The organism is Allobosea sp. 67-29, assembly GCF_001898115.1.
In the GTDB taxonomy this organism is placed as follows: domain Bacteria; phylum Pseudomonadota; class Alphaproteobacteria; order Rhizobiales; family Beijerinckiaceae; genus Allobosea.
On the sequence record NZ_MKSQ01000010.1, the window covers coordinates 12,348 to 28,791 of the forward strand.

Annotated in this window: 17 protein-coding genes; 11 read left to right on the forward strand and 6 right to left on the reverse strand. The window is 68.6% G+C overall.

What is annotated here, in order from left to right:
• Positions 1–111: 111 nt before the first annotated feature.
• A complete protein-coding gene (locus tag BGO20_RS09595; RefSeq protein WP_291659900.1) occupies positions 112–1,059 on the forward strand; it encodes a 2-hydroxyacid dehydrogenase in 948 nt (315 codons plus the stop codon).
• On the opposite strand, the gene BGO20_RS09600 is transcribed toward BGO20_RS09595, so the two are convergent.
• From BGO20_RS09600 to BGO20_RS09615, 4 genes are all read right to left on the reverse strand, one after another.
• Positions 1,060–1,584, reverse strand: coding sequence for a L,D-transpeptidase (locus BGO20_RS09600; RefSeq protein ID WP_465246022.1), 525 nt, complete (start codon positions 1,582–1,584; stop codon positions 1,060–1,062).
• Between the two features lie 133 nt (positions 1,585–1,717).
• The gene (locus tag BGO20_RS09605) at positions 1,718–2,542 is read right to left on the reverse strand and encodes a heme ABC transporter ATP-binding protein (protein WP_291659898.1); all 825 of its coding nucleotides are present in this window, start codon (positions 2,540–2,542) and stop codon (positions 1,718–1,720) included.
• Positions 2,535–3,614, reverse strand: coding sequence for a FecCD family ABC transporter permease (locus BGO20_RS09610; RefSeq protein ID WP_291659960.1), 1,080 nt, complete (start codon positions 3,612–3,614; stop codon positions 2,535–2,537). Before BGO20_RS09610 ends, BGO20_RS09605 begins: the two co-directional genes overlap by 8 nt.
• 23 nt (positions 3,615–3,637) lie before the next feature.
• On the reverse strand, positions 3,638–4,591 hold the full coding sequence (locus BGO20_RS09615; RefSeq protein WP_291659897.1) for a heme/hemin ABC transporter substrate-binding protein: 954 nt from the start codon (positions 4,589–4,591) through the stop codon (positions 3,638–3,640).
• Positions 4,592–4,877: 286 nt separating this feature from the next.
• Here BGO20_RS09615 and hmuQ point away from each other — a divergent pair, with 286 nt between their 5' ends.
• The 3 genes from hmuQ (at position 4,878) to BGO20_RS09630 (ending at position 7,342) form a co-directional block, all read left to right on the forward strand.
• On the forward strand, positions 4,878–5,225 hold the full coding sequence (hmuQ, locus tag BGO20_RS09620) for a heme-degrading protein HmuQ (protein WP_291659895.1): 348 nt from the start codon (positions 4,878–4,880) through the stop codon (positions 5,223–5,225).
• 12 nt (positions 5,226–5,237) lie between these two features.
• A complete protein-coding gene (gene hutX, locus BGO20_RS09625; protein WP_291659893.1) occupies positions 5,238–5,759 on the forward strand; it encodes a heme utilization cystosolic carrier protein HutX in 522 nt (173 codons plus the stop codon).
• A 128-nt stretch (positions 5,760–5,887) separates the two neighbouring features.
• A complete protein-coding gene (locus BGO20_RS09630; protein WP_291659891.1) occupies positions 5,888–7,342 on the forward strand; it encodes a hypothetical protein in 1,455 nt (484 codons plus the stop codon).
• A 1-nt stretch (position 7,343) separates the two neighbouring features.
• On the opposite strand, the gene BGO20_RS09635 is transcribed toward BGO20_RS09630, so the two are convergent.
• Positions 7,344–8,066, reverse strand: a complete 723-nt coding sequence (locus BGO20_RS09635) for a fused DSP-PTPase phosphatase/NAD kinase-like protein (RefSeq protein WP_291659890.1) — start codon at positions 8,064–8,066, stop codon at positions 7,344–7,346.
• A 152-nt stretch (positions 8,067–8,218) separates the two neighbouring features.
• Between BGO20_RS09635 and ppa the strand changes: the two genes are divergently transcribed.
• Positions 8,219–8,758, forward strand: coding sequence for an inorganic diphosphatase (ppa, locus tag BGO20_RS09640; RefSeq protein ID WP_291659889.1), 540 nt, complete (start codon positions 8,219–8,221; stop codon positions 8,756–8,758).
• A gap of 59 nt (positions 8,759–8,817) precedes the next feature.
• Here ppa and BGO20_RS09645 read toward each other — a convergent pair whose 3' ends face one another.
• Entirely contained in the window at positions 8,818–9,693 is an 876-nt protein-coding gene (locus BGO20_RS09645) for an HpcH/HpaI aldolase/citrate lyase family protein (RefSeq protein WP_291659887.1), read from the reverse strand.
• A gap of 91 nt (positions 9,694–9,784) precedes the next feature.
• On the opposite strand from BGO20_RS09645, the gene BGO20_RS23615 reads away from it, so the two are divergent.
• The 6 genes from BGO20_RS23615 (at position 9,785) to BGO20_RS09680 (ending at position 16,261) form a co-directional block, all read left to right on the forward strand.
• The gene (locus BGO20_RS23615; RefSeq protein ID WP_362889482.1) at positions 9,785–11,497 is read left to right on the forward strand and encodes a serine/threonine dehydratase; all 1,713 of its coding nucleotides are present in this window, start codon (positions 9,785–9,787) and stop codon (positions 11,495–11,497) included.
• A 97-nt stretch (positions 11,498–11,594) separates the two neighbouring features.
• Positions 11,595–12,656 (forward strand): MaoC family dehydratase, encoded by a 1,062-nt coding sequence (locus BGO20_RS09660; protein WP_291659885.1) that lies wholly within the window; start codon positions 11,595–11,597, stop codon positions 12,654–12,656.
• A gap of 152 nt (positions 12,657–12,808) precedes the next feature.
• Positions 12,809–13,210 (forward strand): succinate dehydrogenase, cytochrome b556 subunit, encoded by a 402-nt coding sequence (gene sdhC, locus BGO20_RS09665; protein ID WP_291659883.1) that lies wholly within the window; start codon positions 12,809–12,811, stop codon positions 13,208–13,210.
• A gap of 11 nt (positions 13,211–13,221) precedes the next feature.
• On the forward strand, positions 13,222–13,614 hold the full coding sequence (sdhD, locus tag BGO20_RS09670; RefSeq protein ID WP_291659881.1) for a succinate dehydrogenase, hydrophobic membrane anchor protein: 393 nt from the start codon (positions 13,222–13,224) through the stop codon (positions 13,612–13,614).
• A 4-nt stretch (positions 13,615–13,618) separates the two neighbouring features.
• On the forward strand, positions 13,619–15,451 hold the full coding sequence (sdhA, locus tag BGO20_RS09675; RefSeq protein WP_291659880.1) for a succinate dehydrogenase flavoprotein subunit: 1,833 nt from the start codon (positions 13,619–13,621) through the stop codon (positions 15,449–15,451).
• Positions 15,452–15,463: 12 nt separating this feature from the next.
• A complete protein-coding gene (locus BGO20_RS09680) occupies positions 15,464–16,261 on the forward strand; it encodes a succinate dehydrogenase iron-sulfur subunit (protein ID WP_291659879.1) in 798 nt (265 codons plus the stop codon).
• The last annotated feature ends 183 nt before the right edge of the window (positions 16,262–16,444 follow it).

Here is a 16,444-nt window from a genome sequence, read left to right on the forward strand (position 1 = left end):
GGCCAGTTTCCTCCGGGGAAGCCCTGCATCCTGCATATGGCGGGGCTGCGGCGGACGGGCTTGAGCCGGGGCCGCGGCGATGCTGCGATGCAAAACCGATTGGAGCCCGCTATGAAACCCACCGTCCTGATGGTGCCGAAGATGCCTGCCGCGCTCGTCACCCGCCTGCGCGAAAGCTATGAGGTGCTGGGGCCGATGGATTATTCGACGCCGGACGCGCTTCCGGCGGGCGCCGCGGAAGCCGAGGCGCTTCTGACCATGGGCAGTCTCCGCACCGATGCCGCGCTCATCGACGCCTTGCCGAGGCTCAGGTTGATCTGCTGCTACGGCACGGGTGTCGAGGGCGTCGACGGCGGCCATGCCAGGGCGCGCGGCATCGCTCTCGGGAACGCCGGGGAGGCGAATGCGGCCAGCGTGGCCGAGTTCGCCATGGGGCTCCTGCTCGCCACCGCCCGGCAGATCCCCCAGGCCGACCGCTTCGTCCGGGCCGGCCGCTGGAAGGGCAATTCCGTCGAGCGGATGCCGGCGGTGCCGGGGCTGGCCGGGCGCAAGCTCGGGATCTACGGGCTGGGGGCCATCGGCAGCCGCATCGCGCGCCGGGCGGAGGCCTTCGAGATGGAGATCGGCTACCACAACCGCAGCCGGCGGGCCGATGCGCCCTACCTCTATCACGACAGCCTGGTCGGCCTGGCCGAATGGGCCGATGTCCTCATCGTCTCCGCCCGTGCCAGCGCCGAGAACCGCCATGCCGTCGATGCCGCCGTGCTGAAGGCACTCGGCCCCGGCGGGCATCTGGTCAACATCTCGCGGGGCATCGCGGTCGACGAGGATGCGCTGTGCGCGGCGCTCGAGACCGGTGCGATCGCGGGGGCCGCCCTCGATGTCTACGAGAACGAGCCGCATGTCTCCGACCGGCTCAGGGCGCTCGACAACGTCGTGCTGGCACCGCATATCGCTGCCGCCACCGAGCTGGCGCAGGCGGCGCAGCAGGACACCATGCTGGGCAATCTGGAGGCCTTCTTCGCGGGCAGGCCGCTATTGTCCGCCGTGGCGCTCTGATCAGGGCAGAACGACGACCGGCGTCCCCATCTGCACGCGCGCATACAGGTCGATCACGTCGCCGTTGTGCATGCGGAAGCAGCCATAGGAGGCGGCGGTGCCGACCGTCTTCGGCATGTTGGTGCCGTGGATCGCGTACTCTCCGCCGGGGCCGAGGCCGATGACGCGCGCGCCCATCGGGTTGCGCGGCGAGCCTCCGGGGATGACGTCCGGCAGGCGGGGGTTGTCGCGCTTGACCTCGGCCGGCGGGCTCCAGGCCGGATCGACCTGCATCTCCTCGACATATTTGACGCCGCGCCACTGCTTGCCGGCCTTGCCCACCGCGATGGTGTAGCGGATCGCCTCGCCGGGTGCGACGACGTAGTAGAGCCTGCGCTCGCCGGTGCGGATCACGATGGTGCCGGGTCGATAGCGGGCATCGGGCATCCCGACGACGTCGCGCGCGGCGGCCGGCCGGCCCAGGAAGGCGAGGGCCAGCGTCAGCCCGGCGAGGGCGAGGCCCCTGGCCGCAAACCGTCTCGGCATGGCGATTCTCCCGTTGACAGGGGGAGAGCGATTGCGCCGCAGCCGTGAATCGGCGGTTGAGCGATATGGTGAAGGCGGGGACTCGGCCGATTCACCATGAATCCCCGATGAATCGCCGGGCGGTCCCGCGAGCTCAGGCGGAGGGCGCGCGGCGGTGCTGCTGGGGCAGCAGGAAGGGCAGGCCGGGCGCCGGAGCGCGGCTGAGGGACAGGCCGACGCGGAAGACCTGCTGCAGGAGGGCGTCGTCGAGGGTCTCCGCCGGCGGGCCCTGCGCGATGATGCGGCCGCGATCCATCACCACGAGATGGTCGGCATAGGTCACGGCGAGGTTGAGATCGTGCAGCACGATCAGCACCGCGACGCCTCGCCCCGCGATGCTGCGGGCCATGTCGAGCAGCGCGAGCTGATGGCAGAGGTCGAGGCTCGCGATCGGCTCGTCGAGGAACAGGACTTGCCGCTCTGCGACGCTGCGCCCGGCTTCGAGCTGACAGAGCACGCGGGCGAACTGGACGCGCTGCTGTTCGCCGCCGGAGAGCGTCTGGTAGCGCCGGCCGGCGAGATCGAGCACCCCGGCTGCGGCGAGGGCCTCCGCCACGATGGCCTCGCGCCGTTGGCGCGTCAGCGCGCGGCCGATGCCGTCGACGCCGAGCCGCGCCACCTCGTAGACGCTGAAGGGAAAGGCGAGCCGGCTGTGCTGGGCCATCACGGCGCGCAGGCAGGCGAGCCGCCATGCCGGAACGGTGCCGAGCGCCTCGTCCGCGCAATGCACGCTGCCGGCCGCCGGTGCGAGCTCCCCGGTCAGGAGCTTCAGCAACGTCGATTTTCCCGCTCCGTTGGGGCCGATCAGAATGGTGGTCGCGCCCGGCTCGAGATCGAGCGAGGCGTCCGACACCAGCATGCGTCCCCCGGCTGCAAAGCAGAGCTGCCGCCCGGAGAGGAGCGGTGCCGCCTCAGACATCGATCGACACCGAGCGGCGCAGCAGCAGCCAGAGGAAGAAGGGCGCGCCGATCGCAGCGGTGACGATCCCGATCGGCAGCTCCGCCGGGGCGACGATCAGGCGCGCCACGATGTCGGCCGCCACGAGAAGGATGGCGCCGCCCAGAGCCGAGAGCGGGAGCAGCAGGCGGTGGTCGGGGCCCACCGAGAGGCGAATCAGGTGAGGCACGACGATGCCGATGAAGCCGATCAGGCCGGCCGAGGCGACGCTGGCGCCGACGGCCAGCGCGACGAGCAGGATCGCGAGCGCCTTGATGCGCTGGACCGGGATGCCGAGATGGTACGCCTCCGCCTCGCCCAGCATCAGCCCATTGAGGCCGCGGGCCAGCAGCGGCATCGCGAGCAGCAGCGGCAGGATGATCGGCGCCACCGCCGAAAGCTTCGACCAGCTGGCGCCGCCGAGGCTGCCGAGCGACCAGAAGGTCAGGTCGCGCAGCTGCCTGTCGTCCGACAGATAGGCGAGGAGGCCCGTCAGGGCTCCGGACAGCGCTCCCAGCGCCACGCCGGCGAGCAGCATGGTGGCGACCGAGGTCCGGCCCTCCCGGGTGGCGATGAGATAGAGCACCAGCGTCGAGACCAGGCCGCCGCAGAAGGCGCCGAAGGGCAGGGCGGCGAACGGAAGCTTCATCAGCGTGCCGGCCAGGAAGCGGTCGCCGAGGACGATGGTCGCGGCCGCGGCGAGCCCCGCCCCGGCCGAGACGCCCACGAGGCCGGGATCGGCCAGCGGATTTCGGAAGAGACCCTGCATCAAGGCGCCGGAGACCGCGAGGCCGGCACCGACCAGCAGGCCGAGCAGCACGCGCGGCAGCCGGATGTTGAGGACGACGAGTGCGTCCCGGCCCTCGAACACGGTGGCGTCGCCGGCGAGCCGCGCCCAAAGGATCGCCGTGACCCGCCCGGGCGAGATGGCGATGGCGCCCTGGCCGATGGCCACGACCGCGAGAAGCAGGCAGGCGATGGACAAGCCCGCCAGCGCGACAAGGCCGATGCGCCGGCGTCCGGCGACGAGACCGGAGAGCGGCGATGCGGCCATGGCGGGCATGCGGGCGGCCAGCGTCACGGTGCGCTCGCCGGCAGCGCCGGAATCGCGGCCTGCGGATAGATCGCGGCCATCAGATCGCGGGCCGCGAACGGCGTCCTCGGCCCGAACCCGAGCAGGTAGAGCCCATCCATGTGCACGAGCCGCTTCGTCGCCGCGGCGGGAGTCCGCGAAAACGCCGGCAGCGCGAAGAGTTCGTCGGGGGTCGTGTTGTGGGCGCTGCTGTTACGCATCATCAGCACCATGTCCGGCGCCGCGGCGAGGATGGCCTCGTCGGTCATCGGCTTGTAGCCTTCGATGGCGCCGGCGACATTGATGCCGCCGGCGAGGCCGATGATGGCGTCGGCCGAGCTGTTGCGGCCTCCGACGAGGGCGCGTCCATTCTGCAGCGAAAGCACGAACAGCACGCGCTTCTGCGGCGGGAGCCCGGCGCGCAGCGCGGCCAGCTCCCGGAAACGGGCGGTGGTCTGCGCCGCCAGCCGCGCCGCCGGTTCGGTCGCGCCGACCGCCGCGCCGATGGCCACGATCTTGGCGGCGACGCCTTCGGGCGTCATGCCGTCGGCGATGCGCGCGATCGCCACGCCGGATTCGGCCAGCAGCGCGACGGCGTCGGGCGGGCCAGCCCCGTCGATCAGCATGATCAGCGAGGGATTCAGCGAGAGCACGCCTTCGGCCGAGAGCGCCCGAACGTAGCCGATATTCGGCTTGTCCTGGAGCGCCTTGGGCGGAAACTGGCTGGTCGAATCGACGCCGGCGATGCGCTCCTGCAGCCCGAGGGCATAGAGCACCTCGGTGATGACGCCGCCGGCGACGACGATCCGGTCTCCGGCCTGGGCGAAAGCCGGCCCGCTCCAGTTCGCCGGACCACCAAAGGAGGCTCCGGCGAAAACCGCGAGGCCGGCGCCCAGAAGCGAGCGGCGGCTCGGCCGCAGCCGGTAGCGGGCGCGCTTCGAGAGCCGTTCTGGGAACATGGATGCACCTCTTCCTGCCCGAGCGGACCCTGCACCGACGCTTTCGATCGCCGGCGCAATTGGTTGAAAGCTTTTCAGTCAAGTAGAAGCCAGTTTTTATTTATTCAAAACAAGCATCTGACCGACCATTATTGACGCAGATATTTGGTTTTACTAGAAGCGGTCAAGGGGGCGGCGGCAGCCGGCTCCGGCCGTTGTCGCCGTTTCCTCCGCGAGCGGCGGCGAGTCGCTCTCTCACCCACCGTCATTCGGCCAGCGATGGCCTCTATCAGTGCAGGATTGCCCGATGTTCATCGCGATGAATCGCTTCAAGGTCGTCAGGGGCGAGGAGGCCGCCTTCGAGACGGTCTGGTCCTCACGCAAGAGCCGGCTCGACGAGATGCCCGGCTTCCTGTCCTTCCATCTGCTGAAGGGGCCGGAGAAGGAGGATCACACGCTTTATTCCTCGCACACGAGCTGGGCGTCGAAGGACGATTTCGTCGCATGGACGAAGTCGGAGCAGTTCCGCGAATCGCATCGCAATGCCGGCCAGCCGCGGCCGAAGCCGCTCTATCTCGGCCATCCCGAGTTCGAAGGCTTCGAGACCGTGCTGAGCGAGGTCAATCCGCATCTGCCGCGCCAAGCGGCCGAGTGAAGAGGCGAGGCGATGACGGTATCCGAGGCCGCGGGCCGCGATCCCATCGAACAGGCGCGTGCGCTGCTGGCGGCCAAGCCGGACGGCCTGATCGAGGCGGTGGCGCGCGAAGCGGGCGTGTCGACCCAGGCGGCGCTGGAGCTGCTGCCGCCGGAGCAGCGGCTGTTCGTGGCGCCAGAGCGCTTCGAGGATGTCTGGAAGGAGCTGGCCACCTGGGGCACCGTGCTCTTCCTGATGCACACGCCGGACATCGTGCTGGAGTGCGAGGGGGCGCTGCCCGTCGGCAGCTTCGGCCATGGCTACTACAACATCCATGGCGACAGCCCCATCGGCGGGCACATCAAGGTGGCGAATTGCCGGGCGATCTACCTCGTCGACCGGACCACCGCCCAGGGCCGCCGGGCCTGCTCGGTGCAGTTCTTCAATGAGTCGGGGGAGGTCATGTTCAAGATCTTCGTGCGGCGAGATGACAGTCGCGCCCTGCTTCCGGATCAGCTAAAGCGGTTCGAGGCGCTGAAGACGCTCTTCGTCTGAATTGCGCCCGGCTCGGGTCATGCGTCCGGCCGCGCAGGCGAGGCGGGCCGGAGCGCCCCGGCAATGAAGGCAGTTTACAAATTGTTAACCATACCGGCGCAGCGTTGCCGTCCGAAAGCCGTTTCCGCGTGACGATGCCCGATGAAGCCTATCGCGAGGCGGGCCCCGACGAGCGCGACGATGGCCTGCCCGATGTTCCAACGCTGGATGTCGATATGGCTGCGCATGTCGTTATGGAAAGGGCGACCTTTCCGCCGAGCCGCCCCTCGCTGGCGCTGGCGGCCGGCCGCCGGTTCGTGGCGGAGCGGGCTCCGATCCTGCGCTCCAGCTTCGGTTCCGCGGTTCTGCTCGGCCTGCGCTTCGTCCAGGCGCGTCTGATCTCGGTCTGGGGGCTGATCGTCGCGGCCTGGTTCTGCCCGCCCGCGGTCTTCGCGGCCTTCGCGGTGTTCTCCGCGGCGGTGAACTTCGTCTCGACCGCGTCGCTGCTGCGGCTCGAGGCGGTGTTCTTCCGCAGCAACGATCCGGTTCGGCTCGGCCTCGCCTTTCGTCTTGCCAGCGTCGTCGGAGCTGCCTTCCTGGCCTTGACGGGGCTCGTGCTGCTCGCGCTGGCGCTCACCGGCTGGGTCGCTCCCGCGGTCGCCTTCTTCTTCCTCGTCTCGCTGGCGGGGCGCTCGGTGCTGCGGCTGATCTGGTCGGAAGCCACGGCGGAGGGCGATTTCCGCGCGATCGGCAACAGCAACATCGTTCAGGCCGTGGTCCAGCCGGTGATCATGCTGGTGCTGATCGGGATCTTCGGCCCCAAGGCGCTGGCGCTCTTCATGGCGGATGCCTGCGGCCACCTGCTTGCGGCCGCCTATCTCCTGCGCCGGCGCCATGCGGCCCTGCTGCCGCTGGTGCAGCCGCGGCTGTGGAGCGTGGAAAGCCTGGTTGCGGCGGCCTATCGCTGGCGGGACGCGCCGCGGGCCCTGCTGCCTGCGGCCCTGCTGGCCTATGGCTTCAGCATCGCACCGATCCTCGCCCTGCCCTATGCCTCCAATGCGCTGCTGGCGGCGCATGTCGCGCTGGCGATGCGGCTGCTCGACATGCCGGCGCAGATGTTCGGCACGGTCTCCACGCCGCTCGCGCTGAACCGCCTGCGCAGCTATGCCGGCGCCCGCCGGCACTTCTGGGTCCGCGCCCTGACGATCGGGCTGATCGCGGCGTCGATCGCGCTGTTCGCGGCGTCGGGGCTGGTCGGCTACCTGGCCGACGGCCTTCTCGGCGGTTCGAAGTGGGAAGGTGTCGGCGACGTGATCGCGATCATGAGCCTGTTCTATTGCGGGATCGCGCTGGTCGGACCCCTGCAGGAGATCGCGACGCTGTCGCGCCAGCCGCTGTGGCAGGTCCTGACCAATGCGCTGGCGCTCCTGGCCATGGTCGGCGTCATGCTCTGGTACGGCGCGCTGACGCCGGCGCTGCTCGTCGCGATCGGTACGGTCTCGGTGGCGCGGACGCTGGTGCACGTCGTGTTCATCTGGCTGCATCTCGGCGATGCAGGCAATGCCGCAAGCCGCGATTTCACCGCGATGGGCGCCAGGCCCTGAGCTACTCCCGCCGGATCAGCCGGTCGGCGATCAGCGATGAGAGCAGCCCCGGCTTGAATTCGCGCTCGAGGCGCTCGGGATCGTAGACGGTCGCCACCCAGTCGAGAAAGGCGATGCCCCTGGCTTCGCCCTCGCGGCGATAGGCCTCGAAGAAGGCGTCGAGGATGCCGGTCTTGGCGAAGCGGAAATGCCCGTAGCGCAGCGAGAGCTGGCGGATCGCCTCGTCGAGAGGGCGGTTCTCGTGGACCAGCAGGTAGAGCACGGAGAAGAAGCCGGCGCGATCGGCGCCGGACTTGCAATGGACGAGGGCCGGCTCCCGAAGGCCGGCGAAGAAGGCCTTGGCGCCGAGGATGGTCTCGCGGTCCGGCGCGCCGCGCGAGCGCAGCACGAAATCGACCAGTGCGATCCCGTGGCGCTCGCAAGCCTCCTTCTGCAGCGGCCAGGAGCCGTGCTCGCGGCCACCGCGCAGGTTGACGATGGTCTTGATGCCCTTGCGGGCAAAGGCGGCGATCTGGCCGGGTGCCGGCTGGGCCGAGCGCCAGAGCCGCGGCGTGACGCGATGCGCGTTGAGATAGGCGAGCCGGAAGATGCCATGGTCGACCAGCAGCATGTTGGCCCAGGCGCGCAGGCGCTGGCCGCGGCCTTCGATCGGCCTGTCCCAGCGGGCGATGCGGGCCATGCGGCGGGCATAGCGCTCTTCGTCGGGGCGCAGGCGGCTCAACACGGCCTGGTCTCGGGGCTGCTCATGGCGGGCCGGATAGCAGCGCGGGCGCGCCTAAGCAAATCGTCTGGTGACCAAGCGCGGCGGAAGGGCTTGGCGTTTTCGTCACGAACTTGCATAAGGCCCGGCAAAATTTCCAAGCGACAGGCTCCATCATGCGCATCGACGCCATCTCCATCGGCAAGAACCCGCCCGACGAAGTCAATGTCCTGATCGAGGTGGCGATCGGCGGCGAGCCGATCAAGTACGAGATGGACAAGGACGCCGGCACGCTCTTCGTCGATCGCTTCCTCTATACGCCGATGCGCTATCCCGGGAATTACGGCTTCATCCCGCATACGCTCTCCGAAGACGGCGACCCCTGCGACGTGCTCGTCGCAAATACGCGCCCGCTGGTGCCGGGCTCCTATATCGCCGTGCGCCCGATCGGCGTCATGCTGATGGAGGACGAGGGCGGCGGCGACGAGAAGATCATCGCCGTGCCGGTGCCGAAGCTGACGAAGCGCTACGAGAACGTCCACAACTACACCGACCTGCCGAAGATCACGCTCGACCAGATCCAGCACTTCTTCGAGCACTACAAGGATCTCGAGCCCGGCAAATGGGTGAAGCTCAAGGGCTGGGGCGACGCCGCCACGGCCAAGAAGCTGATCGTCGAGGCGATGGAGCGGGCGAAGGCGGCCAAGACCGGCTGAAGCCGGACTTCGGGACCGGATATCGAGGTGGGCCGCGCTTGGCGCGGCCCTCTTTCGTTTCAGGCCGCGATCGCGTCCGCCAGCGCCACGGTGCGGCGAGCCATCTCGGCATGGAGCAACTCGACCATGCGGCCGTCGAGCTGAATTGCGCCCTTGCCGGCGTTTTCCGGCAGGTCGAAGGCGGCGATGACGGCGCGTGCCCGCGCCAGTTCCGCCGCGTCGGGTGCGAAGATCGCGTTGGCCGGCCCGACCTGCGCGGGGTGGATCAGGGTCTTGCCGTCGAAGCCGAGATCGCGGCCTTGTTCGCATTCGGCCTGGAATCCGGCCTCGTCCCTGATGTCGTTATAGACGCCGTCGAGGATGTCGATGCCATGGGCGCGCGCCGCGAGCAGCGCGCTCGTCAGCCAGGGCAGCATGGTCGCGCGGCCCGGCACGAAGCGGGCGCGGGTCTCCTTGGCGAGATCGTTGGTGCCCATCACCAGGCAGGCGAGGCGCGTGGCGGGCTCGCCAGCGGTGCGCGCGATGCGTTCGACATCGAGGATGGCGAGCGGGGTCTCGATCATCGCCCAGACTGCGGTGGCCGGATCGGCCCGCAGGCCGGCCAGCCGGTTGCCGACATCGTGAAGCGTTTCGGGCGAGGACACCTTCGGGATCAGGATCGCCGACGGTCGCGCCGCGGCGGCGGCGGCGAGGTCCTCAGCGAACCAGGGCGTCCCGGAGCCGTTGACGCGGATGACGAGCTCGCGGCGGCCGTAGCCGCCCGCCTGCACCGCGGCGCAGACCTGTACGCGGGCGGTTGCCTTGGCCTCGGGCGCGACGGCATCCTCGAGGTCGAGGATCAGCACATCGGCCGCGATCTCGCGGGCTTTTTCGAGCGCCCGTGCATTCGAGCCCGGCATGTAGAGGGCGCTGCGGCGGGGGCGGATCGTGGTCATCGTCTCTCCTGACACAGGCGGCAGGTGCTGCGCTGCACAGTAGAGCAACGCAGATGCGACGCCAGCGCTGCGAAAGGCGGAGGAAACAGGAATGGCGTGGCTGGCCGGCGTCGATGGCTGCAAAGGGGGGTGGATCGCAGCCTTTTGCGATATGCAGTTCGGCGAATCTCCGATCGTCAGTGTGTTCCGCGATTTTCAGAGCATTCTGACGCATGAAACAAGGCCCGGCATCGTTGCCGTAGACATGCCGATCGGCCTGCCGGACCGTGTGAAGGGCTCCGGTCGTGGGCCGGAACAGGCCGTGCGCCCGCTTCTGGGCGCCCGTCAGTCCTCGGTGTTCGCGATTCCCGCGCGCCCGGCGGTTGAGGCCGGCGACTACGCCCGGGCTTGCGCGCTCGCTCTGGCCCATTCCGAGCCGCCGCGGAAGGTTTCCCGGCAGGGTTTCCATCTCTTCCCGAAGATCCGCGAGATCGACGTCCTGCTGAGGGCCGAGCCCGGCCTGCGCGATCGTGTCTTCGAGGTTCACCCCGAACTCGCCTTCCGGACGATGAGGGGCGTGCCGCTCGACCATCCCAAGAAGATCAAGGGCGTGGTCAATCCGCTGGGGATGGCCGAGCGGCGGGCTCTGCTCCAGGAGGCGGGAATCCCCTTCGCGGCCGCCGCGGGCCGACCTCCCCGCGGCGCCGCAGCGGACGACCTGCTCGACGCGCTGGCGGGGCTGGTCGTCGCCCGGCACATTGCGGCCGGGCGTGGAAAACCCTTTCCCGATCCGCCCGGACGCGATAGCCACGGGCTTCCCGTCGCGATCTGGACGTTCACGTCCCCGACGCCTCCATCGCAGGATCGAGCCATGAGCGAGCGCCCCGTCACCCGTCCGATGATCGAGGAGGCTGCGGCCCGCATCGCCGGGCATGCCCGCGTCACGCCGGTGATGCGCCTGGGTACCGGCGCGTTCGACGGCGGCGCCGACATCTCGCTCAAGCTCGAATGCCTGCAGCATGCCGGCTCGTTCAAGACGCGCGGCGCCTTCAACAATCTGCTCTCGCTGGCCGTGCCGGCCGCCGGCGTCTCCGCAGCCTCGGGCGGCAACCATGGTGCCGCCGTCGCCTACGCCGCGATGAAGCGCGGCGTGAAGGCGACGATCTTCGTGCCGGAGATCTCGCCGGCTGCGAAGATCGAGGCCATCCGCCGCTTCGGCGCCGATGTCGTGGTCGGTGGCGCGCAATATGACGACGCGCAGGCGGCCTGCGACCGCTTCGTCGCGGAGACTGGCGCGCTCAAGATCCATCCTTTCGCGGCCAAGGAGACGATCGCGGGCCAGGGCACGCTCGCCCGCGAATGGGATTTGCAGGAGCCCGATCTCGACACGGTCCTCGTCGCGGTCGGCGGCGGCGGGCTGATCTCGGGCATCGCGAGCTGGTTCGCCGGCAGCAAGGTCAAGGTCGTCGGCGTCGAGCCCGAGGGCTCGCGCGCCCTGCAGGCTGCGCTGGAGGCCAAGGGCCCGGTCGAGGTCAAGGTCGCTTCGGTCGCCGCCGATTCGCTTGGCGCGCGCAATGTCGGCCAGCTCGTCTATGACGTCTGCAATGGCGCGGTCGACCATGTCGCGCTGGTGCCCGATGCGGCGATCACGCAGGCGCAGGCCTCGCTCTGGCGGGATTTCCGCCTTGCCGTCGAGCCTGGCGGGGCGGCGGCCTTCGGCGCGCTGATCAGCGGCGCCTACAAGCCGAGCGAGGGCGAGCGCCTCGGCGTGCTGGTCTGCGGGGCGAATGTGGACCTGGCCAAGCTCGCCACCATCGCGGGCTGAGCCGCCACGGCGGCCGCCGGCGAGGCTGCTGCTTTCGTCGAGGCTGGACGTCGCTTTTGGTTGCAGTGCAAGATCGCCCGCCATCAGGAGGCGATGCATGTCGGGCGCGACGACCAAGACCGGTTCCGGCCGGTTCTTCGAGGATTTCCGGCTGGGCGAGACCATCGTCCATGCGACGCCGCGCACGGTGACGGCGGGCGACGTCGCGCTCTACACGGCGCTGTACGGCCCGCGCTTCGCGGTGCAGTCGTCGGATGTGTTCGCCCGTGCCGTCGGCTATCCCGCCGCCCCCGTCGACGACCTGCTCGTCTTCCATATCGTCTTCGGCAAGACGGTGCCGGACATCTCGCTGAATGCCGTCGCCAATCTCGGCTATGCCGACGGGCGCTTTCTCAGGCCGGTCTTCGTCGGCGACACGCTCTCGACGACCTCGGAGGTCATCGGGCTGAAGCAGACCTCGGCCGGCGATGCCGGCATCGTCTATGTCCGCTCGATCGGCCGCAACCAGCACGGCGGGATCGTGCTGAGCTATGCGCGCTGGGTGCTGGTGCGCAAGCGCCAGCCCGGCACGCCGGCCCATGCGGAGCAGGTGCCCGATCTGGCCAAGGCGGTGCTCGCCGAGGAACTGGGCGAGGGCTGCCCGGTGCTCGATCTCGCCGCCTATGACGATGCGCTGGCGGGCTCGCGCTTTCGCTGGGGCGATTACGCAGTGGGCGAGACGATCGACCATGTCGACGGCATGACCGTCGAGGAGGCCGAGCACCAGCTGGCGACCCGGCTCTACCAGAACACGGCGCGGGTGCATTTCGACGGCCACGCCGCCAAGGGCAGCCGCTTCGGCAAACGGCTGATCTACGGTGGCCACGTCATCAGCCTGGCGCGGGCGCTCTCCTTCAACGGCCTCGGCAACGCCTTCCATATCGCGGCGATCAATGGCGGACGCCATGTCGCGCCGCTCTTCGCCGGCGACACGGTGTATGCCTGGAGCGAGGTTCTGGCATGCGCCGAGATTCCGGGACGCGGGGATGTCGGCGCGCTCCGGCTCCGGCTCGTTGCGACCGCCAACTTGCCCTGCACGGCCCATCCGCTCAAGGAGGGCGAGCAATATGCGCCGGGCGTCATCCTCGATTTCGACTATTGGGCGCTGCTGCCGCGGTAAGCTTTTCGTAATAAAATGACGAATTTCAGAATCTGTAACTTCGTTCTGCACCTGCCGCATTGCGGCGCCGGACCGGTTTCGTTAGAGAACCAACCACTCTAGAATGATCCCAAATGGGTCCGCCATCCTCAAGCGGGCCGCTTGATCGGAGAATGATATTGGCCGAGGTCAAGCCCGCGGCTCGCCCGCTTTCGCCGCATCTGCAGATCTATCGCTGGTCCTGGACGATGGCGATGTCCGTCGCCCATCGCGTCACCGGGACGGGGCTCTATCTCGGCACGGTGCTGATCGCCGCCTGGCTCGTCGCCGCCGCCTCGGGCCCTGCCGCCTTCGACACGGCGCAGTGGATCGCCGGTTCCATCCTCGGGCGGCTGGTGCTGTTCCTGTACAGCTTCTCGCTGATGCACCACATGGTCGGAGGGCTCAGGCATTTCGTCTGGGACATGGGCAAGGGCTACGAGCCGCAGACGCGCATGGCGATGGCCAAGTTCACCCTCGTCATCTCGACAGCGCTGACGGTCCTGATCTGGATCGTCGTGCTGGCGACGCGCTGAGGAGAGACCCGATGCAATCCAATTCCTCGATGCGCACCCCGCTCGGCCGCGTCCGCGGCCTGGGCTCGGCCAAGTCCGGCACCGGCCATTTCTGGCTGCAGCGCCTCACCGCCGTCGCCAATGTCATCCTGACGGTGATCTTCGTGTTCGTGGTCGTCGCGCTGGTCGGCAAGCCCTATCCGGCCGCGATGGCGCTGCTGACGCAGCCCTGCGTCGCGATCCTGATGCTGCTCTTCATCCTGTCGGCCTGCGTGCATATGCGGATCGGCATGCAGGTCATCATCGAGGACTACGTCCATGAGGAGGGGGTGAAGATCCTCGCCGTCATGGCCAACACCTTCTTCGCCATCGCCGTCGGCGCCGCCAGCGTCTACGCGGTGCTGAAGCTGTCTTTTGGAGGTTGATCCGATGGCGATCACCAAGTCCCGCCCGGTTCCGGCCTATACCGGCACCGCCTACCCGATCACCGACCATACCTTCGACGTCGTCGTCGTCGGCGCGGGCGGTGCCGGCCTTCGCGCCACCGTCGGCTGCTCGCAGGCCGGCCTGCGCACCGCCTGCATCACCAAGGTGTTCCCGACCCGCTCGCACACCGTCGCGGCCCAGGGCGGCGTCGCCGCCTCGCTGGGCAACATGGGCAAGGACACCTGGCAGTGGCACATGTACGACACCGTCAAGGGGTCGGACTGGCTCGGCGACCAGGACGCCATCGAATATCTCGTGCGCAATGCTCCGGCTGCCGTCTACGAGCTCGAGCACTGGGGCGTGCCCTTCTCGCGCACCGAGGACGGCCGCATCTACCAGCGCCCCTTCGGCGGGATGACCACCGAATTCGGCGAGGGCCCGCCGGCCCAGCGCACCTGTGCCGCGGCCGACCGCACCGGCCATGCCATGCTGCACACGCTCTACGGCCAGGCGCTGCGCTACAACACCGAGTTCTTCATCGAGTATTTCGCCATCGACCTGATCATGGACGAGGACGGCCATTGCCGTGGCGTGATCGCGCTCAAGCTCGATGACGGCACGCTGCACCGCTTCCGTTCGCAGCAGACCATCCTGGCGACCGGCGGCTATGGCCGTGCCTATTTCTCGGCGACCTCGGCCCATACCTGCACCGGCGACGGCGGCGGCATGGTGCTGCGCGCCGGCCTGCCGATGCAGGACATGGAGTTCGTGCAGTTCCACCCGACCGGCATCTACGGCTCGGGCTGCCTGATCACCGAAGGCGCGCGCGGCGAAGGCGGCTACCTCACCAATTCCGAGGGCGAGCGCTTCATGGAGCGCTATGCCCCCTCGGCCAAGGACCTCGCCTCGCGCGACGTCGTCTCGCGCTCGATGACGATGGAGATCCGGGCCGGCCGCGGCGTCGGCAAGGACAAGGACCACATCTACCTGCATCTCGACCATCTCGATCCGAAGATCCTGCACGAGCGCCTGCCGGGCATCTCGGAGAGCGCCAAGATCTTCGCCGGCGTCGACGTGACCCGCGAGCCGATTCCCGTGCTGCCGACCGTGCATTACAACATGGGCGGCATCCCCACGAACTATCATGGCGAGGTGCTGACCAAGGTCGGCGGCGATCCGGATACGGTGGTGCCGGGCTTGATGGCGATCGGCGAAGCCGCCTGCGTTTCCGTCCACGGTGCCAACCGCCTCGGCTCCAACTCGCTGATCGACCTCGTGGTGTTCGGCCGCGCGGCCGGCCTGCGCTGCGCCGACACGGTGACGGCAGGCGAGAAGCAGCCGGAACTGCCGAAGGGTTCCTCGGACCTCGCGCTCAGCCGCCTCGACAAGTATCGCAATGCCTCGGGCGGCACGCCGACCGCGGTGCTGCGCGACCGGATGCAGCGGACGATGCAGAACAACTGCGCCGTCTATCGCGAGGGCGACACGCTCGAAGAGGGCCACAAGCTCATCCATGAGGTCTGGAACGGCATCGCCGATGTCGGGACCAAGGACCGCTCGCTGATCTGGAACTCCGACCTGATCGAGACCCTGGAATTCGACAACCTGATCACCCAGGCGGTCGTGACCATGGACTCGGCGCTGAACCGTCCGGAAAGCCGCGGCGCGCATGCCCGCGAGGACTATCCGAACCGCGACGACAAGGACTGGATGAAGCATACGCTCGCCTGGATCGACGACGAGAAGCGCACGGTCACGCTCGATGACCGGCCGGTGCACACTTACACGATGTCCAACGACATCGAGTACATCAAGCCCAAGGCACGGGTGTACTGAGGGACTCTTCCGATGGCTGAATTCAATCTCCCGAAGAACTCCCGCCTCGTCGAAGGCAAGGCCTGGCCGAAGCCGGCCGGCGCCAAGAACGTCACCGAGTTCAAGATCTATCGCTGGAGCCCGGACGACACCGCGAATCCGCGCACCGACACCTATTATGTCGACCGCGACGATTGCGGGCCGATGGTTCTGGACGCGCTGATCTGGATCAAGAACAAGGTCGATCCGACGCTGACCTTCCGCCGCTCCTGCCGCGAGGGCATCTGCGGTTCCTGCGCCATGAACATGGACGGCAAGAACGGGCTCGCCTGCACAACCGGCATCGACGAGTGCGGCGGCACCGGCAAGAGCGCCGGCAAGGTCGCGATCTACCCGCTGCCGCATATGCCCGTCGTCAAGGACCTCGTGCCCGACCTGACGCGCTTCTATGCCCAGCACGCCTCGATCGAGCCCTGGCTGCAGACCACGACGCCGGCTCCCGAGAAGGAGTGGCGCCAGGCGAAGGACGACCGCGAGAAGCTGGACGGGCTCTACGAGTGCATCCTCTGCGCCTGCTGCTCGACCTCCTGCCCGAGCTACTGGTGGAACGGCGACCGCTATCTCGGCCCGGCGGCGCTGCTGCAGGCCTATCGCTGGCTGATCGACTCGCGCGACGAGGCGACCGGCGAGCGGCTCGACAATCTGGAAGATCCCTTCCGGCTCTATCGCTGCCACACCATCATGAACTGCGCGAATGCCTGCCCGAAGGGGCTGAACCCGGCCAAGGCGATCGCCGAGGTCAAGAAGATGATGGTGGCGCGCCAGGTCTGAGCCGGCGCGAACGCTACTGGCGCGGCCGTCTGACGCGACGGCCTGCGCTTCCGGTGCTCACGTACTGATGTACGCTCCGCTCCGGTTCTCGACCGCCATGCCAGCCGACACACGCCCGCGCATTCGCGCTCGGCTCAGCAGCGTGTCATCCCGTGCGCGCTGCAGCGTGCAGCACTGCTGCGC

What these genes read in the sequence shown, in the direction of transcription:
- BGO20_RS09595 (WP_291659900.1), top strand. Translation starts at nt 112, where the DNA reads ATGAAACCCACCGTCCTGATGGTGCCGAAGATGCCTGCCGCGCTCGTC.
- BGO20_RS09600 (WP_465246022.1), bottom strand. Translation starts at nt 1,584, where the DNA reads ATGCCGAGACGGTTTGCGGCCAGGGGCCTCGCCCTCGCCGGGCTGACG.
- BGO20_RS09605 (WP_291659898.1), bottom strand. Translation starts at nt 2,542, where the DNA reads ATGTCTGAGGCGGCACCGCTCCTCTCCGGGCGGCAGCTCTGCTTTGCA.
- BGO20_RS09610 (WP_291659960.1), bottom strand. Translation starts at nt 3,614, where the DNA reads ATGGCCGCATCGCCGCTCTCCGGTCTCGTCGCCGGACGCCGGCGCATC.
- BGO20_RS09615 (WP_291659897.1), bottom strand. Translation starts at nt 4,591, where the DNA reads ATGTTCCCAGAACGGCTCTCGAAGCGCGCCCGCTACCGGCTGCGGCCG.
- hmuQ (WP_291659895.1), top strand. Translation starts at nt 4,878, where the DNA reads ATGTTCATCGCGATGAATCGCTTCAAGGTCGTCAGGGGCGAGGAGGCC.
- hutX (WP_291659893.1), top strand. Translation starts at nt 5,238, where the DNA reads ATGACGGTATCCGAGGCCGCGGGCCGCGATCCCATCGAACAGGCGCGT.
- ppa (WP_291659889.1), top strand. Translation starts at nt 8,219, where the DNA reads ATGCGCATCGACGCCATCTCCATCGGCAAGAACCCGCCCGACGAAGTC.
- BGO20_RS09645 (WP_291659887.1), bottom strand. Translation starts at nt 9,693, where the DNA reads ATGACCACGATCCGCCCCCGCCGCAGCGCCCTCTACATGCCGGGCTCG.
- BGO20_RS23615 (WP_362889482.1), top strand. Translation starts at nt 9,785, where the DNA reads ATGGCGTGGCTGGCCGGCGTCGATGGCTGCAAAGGGGGGTGGATCGCA.
- BGO20_RS09660 (WP_291659885.1), top strand. Translation starts at nt 11,595, where the DNA reads ATGTCGGGCGCGACGACCAAGACCGGTTCCGGCCGGTTCTTCGAGGAT.
- sdhC (WP_291659883.1), top strand. Translation starts at nt 12,809, where the DNA reads ATGATATTGGCCGAGGTCAAGCCCGCGGCTCGCCCGCTTTCGCCGCAT.
- sdhD (WP_291659881.1), top strand. Translation starts at nt 13,222, where the DNA reads ATGCAATCCAATTCCTCGATGCGCACCCCGCTCGGCCGCGTCCGCGGC.
- sdhA (WP_291659880.1), top strand. Translation starts at nt 13,619, where the DNA reads ATGGCGATCACCAAGTCCCGCCCGGTTCCGGCCTATACCGGCACCGCC.
- BGO20_RS09680 (WP_291659879.1), top strand. Translation starts at nt 15,464, where the DNA reads ATGGCTGAATTCAATCTCCCGAAGAACTCCCGCCTCGTCGAAGGCAAG.